Origin of the sequence: Vibrio tubiashii ATCC 19109 (assembly GCF_000772105.1) — a bacterium.
Taxonomy (GTDB): domain Bacteria; phylum Pseudomonadota; class Gammaproteobacteria; order Enterobacterales; family Vibrionaceae; genus Vibrio; species Vibrio tubiashii.
The window spans coordinates 71,437-84,246 of record NZ_CP009354.1; the positions used below are offsets into that span (position 1 = coordinate 71,437).

General features: G+C 46.3%; 14 protein-coding genes. 12 read left to right on the forward strand and 2 right to left on the reverse strand.

Features of this window, described 5'->3' with window-relative positions:
• Positions 1 to 28: 28 nt before the first annotated feature.
• Both hslO and hslR read right to left on the reverse strand, forming a co-directional pair.
• A complete protein-coding gene (gene hslO / locus IX91_RS00335; protein WP_004746110.1) occupies positions 29 to 904 on the reverse strand; it encodes an Hsp33 family molecular chaperone HslO in 876 nt (291 codons plus the stop codon).
• A 29-nt stretch (positions 905 to 933) separates the two neighbouring features.
• Positions 934 to 1,320, reverse strand: coding sequence for a ribosome-associated heat shock protein Hsp15 (gene hslR / locus IX91_RS00340; protein ID WP_004746109.1), 387 nt, complete (start codon positions 1,318 to 1,320; stop codon positions 934 to 936).
• A 286-nt stretch (positions 1,321 to 1,606) separates the two neighbouring features.
• On the opposite strand from hslR, the gene gspC reads away from it, so the two are divergent.
• Genes gspC through IX91_RS00400 form a run of 12 tightly spaced genes read left to right on the forward strand, consistent with a single transcriptional unit; the run spans position 1,607 to position 12,796 of the window.
• On the forward strand, positions 1,607 to 2,482 hold the full coding sequence (gene gspC, locus IX91_RS00345) for a type II secretion system protein GspC (protein WP_004746108.1): 876 nt from the start codon (positions 1,607 to 1,609) through the stop codon (positions 2,480 to 2,482).
• A 38-nt stretch (positions 2,483 to 2,520) separates the two neighbouring features.
• Complete coding sequence (gene gspD / locus IX91_RS00350; protein ID WP_004746107.1) at positions 2,521 to 4,551, forward strand: type II secretion system secretin GspD; 2,031 nt, start codon at positions 2,521 to 2,523, stop codon at positions 4,549 to 4,551.
• The gene (gspE, locus tag IX91_RS00355) at positions 4,551 to 6,041 is read left to right on the forward strand and encodes a type II secretion system ATPase GspE (RefSeq protein ID WP_004746106.1); all 1,491 of its coding nucleotides are present in this window, start codon (positions 4,551 to 4,553) and stop codon (positions 6,039 to 6,041) included. The genes gspD and gspE overlap by 1 nt, the downstream gene beginning before the upstream one ends.
• Entirely contained in the window at positions 6,041 to 7,264 is a 1,224-nt protein-coding gene (gene gspF / locus IX91_RS00360; RefSeq protein ID WP_004746105.1) for a type II secretion system inner membrane protein GspF, read from the forward strand. The genes gspE and gspF overlap by 1 nt, the downstream gene beginning before the upstream one ends.
• Before the next feature lie 40 nt (positions 7,265 to 7,304).
• On the forward strand, positions 7,305 to 7,748 hold the full coding sequence (gene gspG, locus IX91_RS00365) for a type II secretion system major pseudopilin GspG (RefSeq protein WP_004746104.1): 444 nt from the start codon (positions 7,305 to 7,307) through the stop codon (positions 7,746 to 7,748).
• Between the two features lie 23 nt (positions 7,749 to 7,771).
• Positions 7,772 to 8,359, forward strand: a complete 588-nt coding sequence (gene gspH, locus IX91_RS00370) for a type II secretion system minor pseudopilin GspH (protein WP_004746103.1) — start codon at positions 7,772 to 7,774, stop codon at positions 8,357 to 8,359.
• On the forward strand, positions 8,346 to 8,702 hold the full coding sequence (gene gspI, locus IX91_RS00375; protein ID WP_004746102.1) for a type II secretion system minor pseudopilin GspI: 357 nt from the start codon (positions 8,346 to 8,348) through the stop codon (positions 8,700 to 8,702). The genes gspH and gspI overlap by 14 nt, the downstream gene beginning before the upstream one ends.
• Positions 8,689 to 9,339: a type II secretion system minor pseudopilin GspJ gene (gene gspJ / locus IX91_RS00380; RefSeq protein ID WP_004746101.1), complete on the forward strand. Its 651-nt coding sequence runs from the start codon at positions 8,689 to 8,691 to the stop codon at positions 9,337 to 9,339. The genes gspI and gspJ overlap by 14 nt, the downstream gene beginning before the upstream one ends.
• Positions 9,332 to 10,345: a type II secretion system minor pseudopilin GspK gene (gene gspK / locus IX91_RS00385; protein ID WP_004746100.1), complete on the forward strand. Its 1,014-nt coding sequence runs from the start codon at positions 9,332 to 9,334 to the stop codon at positions 10,343 to 10,345. Before gspJ ends, gspK begins: the two co-directional genes overlap by 8 nt.
• Positions 10,311 to 11,525: a type II secretion system protein GspL gene (gspL, locus tag IX91_RS00390; RefSeq protein WP_004746099.1), complete on the forward strand. Its 1,215-nt coding sequence runs from the start codon at positions 10,311 to 10,313 to the stop codon at positions 11,523 to 11,525. The genes gspK and gspL overlap by 35 nt, the downstream gene beginning before the upstream one ends.
• 10 nt (positions 11,526 to 11,535) lie before the next feature.
• Positions 11,536 to 12,027 carry a type II secretion system protein M gene (locus IX91_RS00395; RefSeq protein ID WP_004746098.1) on the forward strand — a complete coding sequence of 164 codons (492 nt, stop codon included), beginning with the start codon at positions 11,536 to 11,538 and terminating at the stop codon, positions 12,025 to 12,027.
• A 4-nt stretch (positions 12,028 to 12,031) separates the two neighbouring features.
• Positions 12,032 to 12,796: a type II secretion system protein N gene (locus tag IX91_RS00400; protein ID WP_004746097.1), complete on the forward strand. Its 765-nt coding sequence runs from the start codon at positions 12,032 to 12,034 to the stop codon at positions 12,794 to 12,796.
• Positions 12,797 to 12,810: the final 14 nt, after the last annotated feature.

Sequence of the window (12,810 nt, forward strand, 5' to 3'; positions counted from 1 at the left end):
AAATTACAGTCTTGCTATGCTGTAAAAATTAATGCAGTGTTTTGTTGCCTGAATCCGTTTGATTGAACAGCTCAGATACCTGTGCTTCGTCGAACGAATAGTTCGTGCCGCAGTAATCACAATGTAAAGAAATTGAACCAACCTCAGCCAAAATGTCGTTCACTTCTGCTCGATCGATGGTCACGATAGCTGCACCACTACGTTCACGAGAACAGCCACAGAAAAACTCAACGGCTTGTGGATCAAATAAACGAACTTTTTCTTGGTTGTAGAGGCGGTAGAGCAGTTCATTCGCCTCTAGGCTAAATAGCTCTTCATCTTTTACAGTATCTGTTAGTTGCTCAAGGTGCTCGAAATCTTCAGGTGTTCCAGTACCATCAGGCATAACCTGAATTAGCATGCCAGCCGCACGTTGTTGGTCTTCGTGCTCACCAGTGCGTAACCAGATGCGAGTTTTAAGCTGCTCTGAGTTGGCAAAGTAGCTTTCTAAGATTTCAGATAAGTTGTCGCCGTCTAGACCAACAATACCTTGGTAACGTTCACCTTTCTTAGGGTCGATGGTAATCACAAGATGGCCTTTACCCATCATGTCATGAATAGTCGCGTTATCTGCGATATCACCTTCCCAGCGAGCAACACCACGGATTTTCTGATCGTGATCGCCATTGATGACAGCCAGTGATACAGGGCCATCACCTTGCAATTGCATAGTGATAGAACCTTCAAACTTCAACGTTGCTGTTAATAGGGTGGTTGAAACCAATAGCTCACCAAGCAGCTTTTGTAGTGGTGCTGGGTATTCCTTGCTAGAAATAATACGTTGGTAAGCGTCATCCAATTGTACCAACTCACCACGAACTGAAAGATCTTCAAATAAGTAGCGGTTCAAAACATTGCTTGCCATGTGGCGATTCCTCGTAAATCTGGTAGAGCTTATTGGTGTTTAAATTTAATAATATCGCGGCGCTGCTTTTTATCAGGGCGGCGATCTGGGCTAGGGTTATGGGCGTGAAGTTTGCGACGTGCTGCATTCTCTTCACGTTTACTTAGACTCTCTGCTGTTTCAGAGTAGAGCGTTTGCGCTTCTGGGGCTCCGCGACGTTGGTCAGAAATTTTCTCTATGACCACAGTCTTTTCTTCGTGCCCTTGTCTCAATGTAATCACCGCACCGAGTTCGACAGCCTTACTTGGCTTGCTGCGCTGGCCATTATAATGGACTTTGCCGCCATCGACCATGTTGCGCGCGATGGAGCGAGTTTTATAAAATCGTGCAGCCCATAGCCATTTATCGAGTCTAACTGCTTCGGTTTGGGAACCCATTGTGTTTCTTGCCCTCTAAGGTGGTGAATGTTTGTTCCATTCAGATGCAGTAACAATGGTGACGAATGTGGCATTTTTCAAGCGAGATCATAAAAATTAAGCTCTAAGAAAGTGACGTTCGATGGTTTTATGTTTAGCTTGTTTCATATTTTGATACAATGAACGGCTACATCTTTGATAACTAATATTAACTTCCGTTATACAGGGCTTAGTACCATATTCTTAACGGGTGTAACAAAGCTCCAAGCTAGCGAGATAGGGACAGCGAGTGAAGCAAAACAGTGTAATGGCACTACTTAAATTCGGTGAGGCGCTCAAAGACGTGACTATGCAGCAGCGTATCAGCTACATAGTAATGATGCTTCTACTCACAATCAGTGCTTGGATTGGTGGGCAGATGCTTTGGCAACCGTGGAGCGCATCTTCCGTATCGCAATGGCAGCCGAGTGGCGTGGTGAGTGCAGGCTCGTCTAGTGCATCGCAACTCGATATTTCAGAGCTGCAGAACAGCAATCTTTTTGGCAAGTATCAAGAAAGTGCACCAGTTGTCGAGCAACCTAAAGTTCAAGATGCGCCGAAAAGTCGCTTGAATGTGGTTTTAGTTGGCGTGGTCACTAGTTCAAATCCAGAAAAAAGCTTAGCGGTGATTGCTAATCGCGGTCAGCAGGCTACGTATGGCATAAATGAAGTGATTGAAGGCACTCGCGCTAAACTTGTCCAAGTTCAGCCTGATCGAGTCATCATCGACAATTCAGGCCGCAATGAGACCGTTATGCTAGAAGGTCTGAAATATACAAAACCATCAGTAACGGCAGTTAAAGTGCCAGAAAGTGTGACACGCAGTCAGGTTTCACCAGACTCATTAAATAAAATTCGCGAAGAAATCCGCCAAGATGCTAAACAGATCTTCCAATATGTGCGGATGTCGCAAGTAAAACAAGATGGAGAGGTGGTTGGCTACCGCCTTTCTCCGGGTAAAGATAGAGCGTTGTTTGACGCTGTTGGTCTTAAACCGGGTGATATCGCAATTTCAATAAATGGACTGGATCTCAAAGATTCTGCGGCAATGGGTGAAGTATTTAGAAGCTTATCCCAGTTGACCGAACTCAATCTAACAGTAGAACGAAACGGTCAACCACACGAAATATACATTGAATTATAAGGTTGTCGCAGCAGCGTCAGCGATCCGAGGAGTACAGAGTGAACCATTGGCTTAAAAAAAGCGCATGGCTTTTAGCAGGAAGCTTATTAACGTCACCTGCAGTGGTAGTAGCAAATGATTTTAGTGCCAGCTTTAAAGGCACAGATATTCAAGAATTTATCAATATTGTTGGCCGTAACCTAGAAAAAACCATCATTGTTGACCCTTCGGTTAGAGGTAAAGTCGACGTGCGTAGCTACGACATGTTGACTGAGGAGCAGTACTACAGCTTTTTCCTCAATGTGCTGGAAGTGTACGGTTTTGCTGTGGTGGAAATGGATAATGGCATCTTAAAAGTCATCAAAGACAAAGATGCGAAAACATCGGCAGTGCCTGTTGTCGGTGATGGCAGTATCAATGGTGATGAAGTTGTCACTCGAGTTGTCGCAGTACGAAATGTCTCAGTGCGCGAATTATCCCCTCTACTACGTCAGCTTAATGACAATGCGGGTGCGGGTAACGTGGTTCACTATGACCCAGCAAACATTATCCTAATTACGGGTCGCGCGGCTGTGGTGAATCGTCTGGCGGACATTATCAAGCGTGTTGACCAAGCGGGTGACAAAGAAATTGAAGTGGTTGAACTAGATAATGCTTCAGCTGCAGAAATGGTGCGTATTGTCGAAGCTCTGAACAAGACCACCGATGCCAAAAACACTCCTGCCTTCCTTCAACCTAAATTGGTTGCTGATGATCGAACCAACTCGATTCTGATCTCTGGTGATCCGCAGGTACGTGAACGCCTACGTAAGTTAATCAAACAGCTCGATATTGAGATGGCATCAAAAGGTAATAATCGCGTGGTTTACCTTAAATATGCCAAAGCCGAAGACTTAGTTGATGTGCTAAAAGGTGTGTCTGATAACCTGCAAGCAGAGAAATCATCCGGTTCGAAACAGGCGAGTAGCGCTAAACGTGGTGAAGTGATGATTGCCGCCCACCCAGATACCAACGCATTAGTGGTAACCGCTCCGCCTGATATCATGAATGCGCTGCAGGATGTGATTGCTCAGCTCGATATTCGCCGTGCCCAAGTGTTAATCGAAGCGCTAATTGTGGAGATGTCTGAAGGTGATGGCCTTAACTTTGGTATTCAATGGGGTTCACTAGATACTGGTGCCGTGATTCAGCACTCTAATGCTGGCGCACCAATTGGTAGTGTGATGATTGGTCTAGAAGAAGCTAAGGATACTGTAGAAAAGAAACCAATCCGAGACTCTAATACAGGTGAAATTAAATATTACGAGGAAACGACCACTAAGGGTGATTACAGTAAACTGGCTTCTGCTCTAGGTGGTGTAAATGGTGCGGCATTGAGTGTCGTTATGGGCGACTGGACAGCATTGATCAGTGCAGTATCGACCGACTCCAACTCAAACATTCTATCTTCGCCTAGCATTACCGTAATGGATAATGGTGAAGCGTCATTTATTGTTGGTGAAGAAGTTCCTGTCATTACTGGTTCTCAGACTGGCTCAAATAATGACAACCCATTCCAGACCGTTGAGCGTAAAGAGGTCGGTATCAAGCTTAAAGTGGTACCGCAAATCAACGAAGGTAACTCAGTACAGTTAAAGATTGAGCAAGAAGTCTCTAACGTATTGGGCGCTAACGGTGCGGTCGATGTGCGTTTTGCCAAGCGTCAACTGAATACCTCAGTGATGGTAGAAGACGGTCAGATGATTGTCCTTGGTGGTCTTATTGATGAGCGTGCACTCGAAAGTGAATCTAAAGTGCCACTACTGGGCGATATTCCGTATCTAGGCCATCTATTTAAATCAACCAGTACTCAGGTTGAAAAGAAAAACCTCATGGTATTTATCAAGCCAACCATCATTCGGGATGGCATGACGGCAGATGGTATTACTCAACGTAAATACAACTTTATTCGTGCCGAGCAGCTCTACAGAGCTGATCAGGGTTTGAAGCTGATGGATGACGGTCATATTCCGGTATTGCCAGAGTATGGTGAAGAGATAGGCCATCCAGTCGAGATCCAAGCATTTATTGATCAGATGAGCGCTAAGTAATGGACGTCGAGTTAAATCCAAGCTTTAAACGCTTGCCGTTTAGTTTTGCCAATCGCTTTAAGCTTGTTTTAGAGTCTTCTGACAGTGGTTTAGTGCTTTACTATATCGCGCCGATTTCAGTGCAGGCTTTGATTGAAGTGAAGCGCGTGTGTGGTCAGTCTTTTACCTTGCAAGCGCTAAGCAAAGAGGCATTTGATGGTAAGTTAACTGAAGCTTATCAGCGTGATTCTTCGGAAGCGCGCCAACTGATGGAAGACATCGGTGCCGACAATGATGATTTCTTCTCTTTGGCGGAAGACTTACCGCAAGATGAAGATTTGCTTGAGTCAGAAGATGACGCACCGATCATCAAGCTTATCAACGCGATGTTGGGCGAGGCAATCAAAGAAGGGGCGTCGGATATTCATATCGAGACGTTTGAGAAAAGCCTCTCCATTCGTTTCCGGATTGATGGCGTGCTGCGTGATGTTCTTTCACCGAGCCGTAAGTTAGCCCCATTGCTTGTATCGCGTGTTAAGGTCATGGCCAAGCTTGATATCGCTGAAAAGCGTGTACCACAGGATGGTCGTATCTCGTTGCGTATTGGTGGACGCGCTGTTGATGTTCGTGTTTCAACGATGCCGTCTTCACACGGCGAACGGGTAGTAATGCGTCTGTTAGATAAAAATGCGACGCGTTTGGACTTACATAGTCTTGGCATGACAGAAACCAACCACAACGCGTTCCGCCAGATGATCGCTCGTCCGCACGGCATCATTTTGGTCACGGGCCCTACAGGTTCTGGTAAGTCAACCACCCTGTATGCTGGCCTGACAGAGATTAACAGCAATGAACGCAATATTCTGACGGTCGAAGATCCGATTGAATTTGATATCGATGGTATCGGCCAAACTCAGGTTAATCCCAAAGTGGATATGACTTTTGCTCGTGGTTTACGTGCAATTTTGCGCCAAGATCCGGATGTGGTCATGGTGGGTGAGATTCGTGACCTAGAAACAGCGCAAATCGCAGTTCAGGCTTCTTTGACTGGTCACTTAGTGATGTCGACGCTGCACACCAATACAGCCGTCGGTGCGATTACACGTCTACGTGATATGGGCATTGAGCCTTTCCTTATTTCTTCCTCTTTGCTGGGTGTTTTGGCTCAGCGATTAGTGCGTACGCTATGCTCCGATTGTAAAGAGCCTTATGAAGCAGATAAAGAAACCAAAAAACTGTTTGGTTTGAAGAAGAAAGAGGACTTAACTCTCTATCGCGCATGTGGCTGTGAAGCATGTAATTATAAAGGCTACCGCGGACGTACAGGCATTCATGAACTGCTCGTGATTGATGAAGATGTTCAGACCTTGATTCACAGCGAGTCAGGAGAGCAGGCGATTGAAAAGCAGATTCGCGAGCATACTCCGAGCATTCGCGATGATGGTCTAAGTAAAGTGCGTGCAGGTATCACCTCGCTTGAAGAAGTGATGCGGGTGACCAAGGAAGGCTAATGGCGGCATTTGAATATAAAGCGCTCGATGCGAAAGGTAAGACCAAAAAAGGCGTTATCGAAGGTGATAATGCTCGTCAGGTGCGTGCCAGACTTAAAGAACAAGGCCTAATACCGGTTGAAGTGAGCGAAACAAGGCAGAAAGCGAAAAAGCAGACTAACCAAGCGACGTTTCAGTTTAAACGGGGTTTAAGCACGCCTGATTTAGCCTTAATCACTCGTCAATTGGCGACCTTGGTTCAGTCCGGTATGCCGCTCGAAGAGTGTTTAAAAGCCGTTTCTGAACAGTCAGAAAAACCGCGCATCCGTACTATGTTGCTTGCTGTCCGTTCCAAGGTGACGGAAGGCTATACCTTAGCCGACAGCTTGGCCGATTTTCCCCATGTATTCGACGAGCTGTTTCGTTCGATGGTTTCAGCGGGCGAAAAGTCAGGGCATTTGGACTCAGTGCTAGAACGTCTCGCGGATTATGCTGAAAACCGCCAAAAATTACGTTCTAAATTGCAGCAAGCGATGATTTATCCAGTCGTGCTGGTGGTTTTCGCGGTCGGTATTGTGGCGTTCTTGCTTGCCGCTGTTGTTCCGAAAATTGTGGGCCAGTTTGTCCAAATGGGTCAAGAGTTGCCTCAATCCACTCAGTTTTTACTTGCTGCCAGTGACTTTATCCAAAACTGGGGGCTTACCCTGCTTGTTGCTTTGATTGTGGTTATCTACCTAGTTAAGTTTGCGCTCAGTAAGCCTAAGTTACGTTTGAGTTGGGATCGCAAAGTTATCTCTATGCCATTGGTTGGCAAAATTGCCCGCGGCCTAAACACTTCGCGCTTTGCGCGTACATTATCTATCTGTACTTCGAGCGCGATTCCAATTTTGGAAGGAATGCGCGTTGCAGTGGACGTTATGTCGAACCATTACGTTAAACAGCAGGTCTTAATCGCGACAGATAATGTTCGTGAAGGTGCCAGCTTACGCCGCGCTCTTGAGCAAACCAAATTGTTCCCACCCATGATGCTGCACATGATAGCCAGTGGTGAACAGAGTGGTGAGCTAGAAGGCATGCTGACTCGTGCTGCGGACAACCAAGACTCAAACTTTGAATCGACAATCAATATCGCACTGGGCATCTTTACTCCGGCTTTGATTGCTTTAATGGCGGGGTTGGTGCTGTTTATTGTTATGGCGACGCTAATGCCAATTTTAGAAATGAATAACTTAATGAGTTCATAACAGCTTTTAGCAAATCTAAGCTGCTTTTGTGGAGAATAAAATGAACAAAAAAATGAAGAAACAGTCTGGCTTTACCTTGTTAGAAGTTATGGTTGTGGTGGTGATCTTAGGTATTTTGGCAAGCTTTGTCGTACCTAACCTACTTGGCAACAAAGAAAAAGCGGATCAACAGAAAGCGATTACCGATATCGTTGCGCTAGAGAATGCGCTTGATATGTACAAGCTCGATAACAGCGTTTATCCGTCAACAGACCAAGGTTTAGAAGCGTTAGTGACGAAGCCTTCTAGCCCAGAGCCGCGCAACTACCGTGACGGTGGCTACATTAAGCGTCTACCTTCCGATCCATGGGGCAATGACTACCAATACCTAAGCCCAGGTGACAATGGCAATGTGGATATCTTTACGCTAGGTGCAGATGGTCAGGAAGGTGGCGAAGGTGCCAACGCTGATATCGGCAACTGGAATATTCAAGATTTTCAGTAATTAGTAGTTAACGCTTAGCCTTTATGCGTCGTCATTCTGGATTTACTCTGCTTGAGATTTTACTGGTATTGGTGCTGATTTCACTCGCATCCGTAGCGGTGATTTCTACTTTACCAGTTAGTGCAGAAGACGGCGCAAAGAAACAGGCTCAATCTTTGTTTTATCGGGTTCAGCTTCTTAATGAAGAGGCGATGTTGAGTGGTAATGACTTCGGTCTGCGCGTTGATGAGAAGAAATCAACGTACCACTTTATGCGACTAAAATCGGAAGGTTGGCAAAAGCTCGAGCAACACCATATACCGCCTGAGACTGAGCTAGCGAATAACCTATCTATCATGTTAACGCTGGGAGGCAGCGTCTGGAGTGATCAAGAGCGCTTGTTTAAACCCGGCTCTCTCTTTGATGAAGATATGTTCGCTGAGTTTGAACAAGAGAAGAAAAAGCTGCCACCACCGCAAGTTTTCATTATGTCGAGCGGTGAAGTGACACCATTTTCTATTGCCATTTACCCGCAGGAGCGCAGTGCTGAAGACGATGCATGGCGAATAGTGGCAAAAGAAAATGGTCAGATCATCTTGTTAGCACCTGGAGAAAGTGATGAAGAAAGCTAAGCAAGGCTTTACGCTTCTTGAGGTGTTGGTCGCGTTAGCGATTTTTGCCACTGCAGCGATTGCGACCATTCGCTCGGTTAGCCAACATATTAATACGCTTAACTTTCTCGAAGAGAAAACTTTTGCGGCTATGGTGGCAGACAATCAAATGGCGAAGGTGATTTTATCTGGCAGTAAGCCAAGTAAGAAAAAAGGCAAAGAAACACTCGCACAGCGAGATTGGTTCTGGACAGTGGAACCCGTTTCCACCGCTGGGGATATGCTACAAGCCTTTGATGTTAAAGTTGCGACCAGTGAAAAAGGATCGCCAGTGGTCACGGTGAGAAGCTATGTACCGAAATAGTCTTAATCGGTCACAGGGCTTTACCCTGATCGAAGTGCTGGTGGCGATTGCGATTTTTGCTAGCTTGAGTGTCGGGGCTTATCAGGTTCTCAATCAGGTTCAGCGCAGCAATGAAATTTCGATGGAGCGTAGTGAGCGTTTAAAAACGCTACAACGAGCCTTAGTGTTTATGGACAATGACTTTCGCCAAATGGCGCTGCGTCAAGCTCGTACCAATGGCGAAGAGCCTTCTCCTTTGTTGTTGCAATGGAAAGACTATTTACTCGACTCTGATGCAAAAGGGGTGATGTTCGTTCGCGCTGGTTGGCACAATCCGCAGCAACAGTTTCCGCGTGGTGAAATAAGTAAAGTCGGTTATCGGATTAAAGACCAGCAGTTGCAACGAGTATGGTGGCGTTATGCGGACACACCCGCTGGGCAAGAAGGCATTGTGATGCCATTGCTCGATGGTGTGGAAGATTTTGAGATGCGTTTTTTCGATGGCAAGCAGTGGCAGAAAGAGTGGCAAACTAAGTTTGCTCTACCACAAGCCGTAGCGTTGAGTTTAGAGCTAGAGGATTATGGCAAGATTGAGCGCATCTATCTGACATCAGGGGGCACTCTAGAGCTGTCTGAGGAGCAGAAACAAGATGGTTAGAAAGCAGCGCGGCGTCGCACTTATCATCGTGCTGTTGTTATTAGCGGTCATGGTCAGTATCGCTGCAAGCATGGCAGACCGTCTGTTTAGTCAGTTTAAACGAGCGACTAACCAGATCAATTATCAGCAAGCTTATTGGTATAGCGTCGGGGCTGAAGCATTGGCGCAGGCAGGTCTTGAACAAAGCTTTAAAGACTCAGATACGATTAATCTTTCGCAGCCATGGGCATTAGAAGAGCAAACTTACCCGTTGGACTACGGTACGTTAAAAGGCCGCTTAGTTGATCAGCAGTCCTGCTTTAACCTCAATGCACTGTCGAGCTTAGCTTCGACAGCTGGGTCGGATAAGTCTCCATACTTGGTCGATGTCTTTCAAAACTTGCTCGAAGAGTTGCAAATTGAAAATTACCAAGCGGAAACAGTTGCTCAATCTACTTGGGAATACGTCGACAGCAATAACTCGGTTAACTCGACGGTTGGGGTTGAAGACAGCTTCTATGAGTCGATGTCTCCCGCCTATATGGCGGCAAATAGCCTGATGGCGGATAGCTCTGAGTTACGTGCAGTCAACCAGGTTTCGGGTGAAGTGATGGAAAAAGTACTGCCTTACGTGTGTGCTATTCCAACCACCGATTTGAGATTAAATGTAAATACGATCAAGCCAGAGCATGCTGCATTGTTGGCAGCTTTGTTTCAACCTGCTCTTAGTGTTACTCAAGCTAAGCAGGTTTTAGAAAATCGCCCTTTTGACGGCTGGGCGAGTGTTGACGACTTTTTAAATGAGAAAGAGTTTGCCAACGTAACGGCTGATGCACGTAAAGAGGGCAAAGGCTATTTGGCTGTAACCAGTGCCTATTTTGAGTTGGATGTTGAATTATTAGTTGGGGACTCTCGCGTGAGAGTACGCAGCTTGCTATTTAGTAGTGATAAACAAACTGCGACGGTCATTAGCCGTCGCTTCGGAGGTATCGGTGAACGAGTTTCTGATCGTTCGACTGACAAATAATACCGCTCAGGCTATCCAGTGGTTAGTCTGGTCGGAGTCGCAAAAGGAAGTGATTGCGAGCGGAGAGCTAGACAGTTATCAGGCACTGCCAGAGATCGCGACATACGCGGAAGGGCGTCGCACGATTGTTTTGTTGTCAGCAGAAAGCTTGGTTCTAACCGATGTAGAAATTCCCGCGGGTGCAAGTCGCCAGCTTGAATCTATGTTGCCCTATGTGCTTGAAGATGATTTAGCGCAGGATGTCGATCAACTGCATTTTACCATTCTAAACAAATCGCAAGGTCAAGCGCAGGTGTGTGCGGTGGATTCACAGTGGCTAGAAAAAGTCCTCATGGAGCTTGGCGATATTGGTTGTCAGATCCAAAAGGTCATGCCCGACGTATTGGCGCTTCCAGATAGTGAAGGATTGTCTGCGGTTGAGATTGGTCAGCAATGGCTATTGAAGAAGTCTAGCTACCAAGGTATGTCGGTTGAGAGTGATTGGCTATCGCTGGTGGCTCAGTCTGAATGGGTACAGCAAGACGAAGAATTCCTACCGCTAACTTCATATTCGGCTTTGCCGACTTCTCTTGAGCTTGCTGAACAGCAGCAGTGGCTGAACGGCGAGCCTAAGTTAGTGATGCAGTTACTCGCTGAACAAGCGATCATAAGCAAAATTAATCTTCTGACTGGGCAATTTAAGCCTAAATCGTCTTTCAGTCGCTATTGGAAAATATGGCAGAAAGTCGCTGTTGCGGCGGTGCTGCTATTGGCGGTGGTGGTTGTCGATAATGTGCTTAAAATTCAAAAGTATGAAGCGAAGGCGAGTGCTTATCGTACGGAAAGTGAGCGTATTTTCCGCCAGTCCTTACCGGGTAAAACCAAGATACCGACCGTGAGCTATTTAAAGCGTGAAATGGAGCGTGAAGCGAGTCGTTTGTCTGGTGGCTCTGATGGCAATGAACTCATTAGTCTGATGGTGAAGCTGCCTCCTTTACTCAATCAAGTGCCTGGTTTAGATCTCACCAGTTTTAAGTATGACAGTGGACGTAATGAAGTTCGCTTACAAGCGCAAAGCAAAGATTTCCAAACCTTTGAAAAGGCTGCAGAGCTGATGGGCTCTAATTTTGCGGTCGAGCAGGGGCAACTTAACCGCTCAGGGAGCCTAGTCAATGGCTCTTTTGTTCTAAAGCCGTTGTGAGGGATTAAGCATGAATAAGTTGGTCAATACCTTACAAACTTGGTGGTTGAGTATTTCACAACGTGAGCAGCGCTTAGTGGTTGCTTGCTCTCTATTGGTGGTCATTGGCGGCCTGTATTGGGGCGTCGTTCAACCTGTCGCCGAGCGAGCAAATAACGCTCAAATGCGCATTCAAAGCGAGAAGCAACTGCTTTCTTGGGTGAAAGACAAAGCGGATCAGATCAGTCAGTCCCAAGGGCAGGGTGGCAGAGCGGTTTCTAGCCTACCTATCAACCAAGCGGTTTCTTCAAGTGTTGGGCGCTTTAAAGTTGAGTTGATTCGTGTCCAACCGCGTGGCGAGCAGTTTCAGGTGTGGGTTGCGCCTATGCCGTTCAATCAGTTCTTAAACTGGATAACCTTTTTGCAAGAGACGCATGGAATCAAGGTGGTATTTCTTGATATCGATAAAGGAAACCAAGACGGTATGATTGAAGTTAATCGACTTCAGCTTGGTAGAGGGTAATTGAGTGAAGAAAACAGTGTTATCGGGTGTGTTTCTTAGCTCCGTATTTGTCGCTAGCGCTATGGTGCATTTACCCGCTCAGTTCGTAGTGCAATATGCGCCTCTGCCTAATCAACTCAGCTTGATTGGGGTTGAAGGTACGGTATGGCAGGGCTCTGTTCACCAAGTGAAATGGCAAAACCAAAACTATGGCGCGCTAAACTGGCAGCTTAACGTTGCTAAGTTGTTAACTGGGACTGCAGAGGCTCAAGTGCGTTTCGGTCGTGGTAGTGATCTATCGCTTCAAGGTCGCGGAATTGTTGGCTATTCGCCAAATGGCTTATATGCTGAGAATTTAATTGCTTCGTTGCCCGTTGAAAAAGTGATGCAGTTTGCGCCTTCTCTTCCGGTTCCTTTAGAACTGAACGGGCAGGTAGAGCTTAGCCTGCGCTCATACGCTTACGCGTCTCCTTATTGTGAGAGCGCCCAAGGAAGTGTGGTGTGGAATACTGATACTGTCGGCACGCCAATGTCTGACTTAGAAGTGGGCCCTGTGATTGCTAACTTTAGCTGTCAGTCGAGCAGCTTCGATGTGGTTGGCGAGCAGAAGAGTAATCAAGTCGAAAGTGGCTTCACTGCTAAGCTGAATTCGGATCAGAGTTACACCTCAAGTGCTTGGTTTAAGCCTCAGGCTGAGTTTCCGAGTGCATTTCAGCAGCAGTTAAAATGGTTACCAACCCCCGCAGACCGCGAAGGTAAGTTCCAGTTTAGTTACCAAGGTCGACTCTAAACATTAGATCTAAA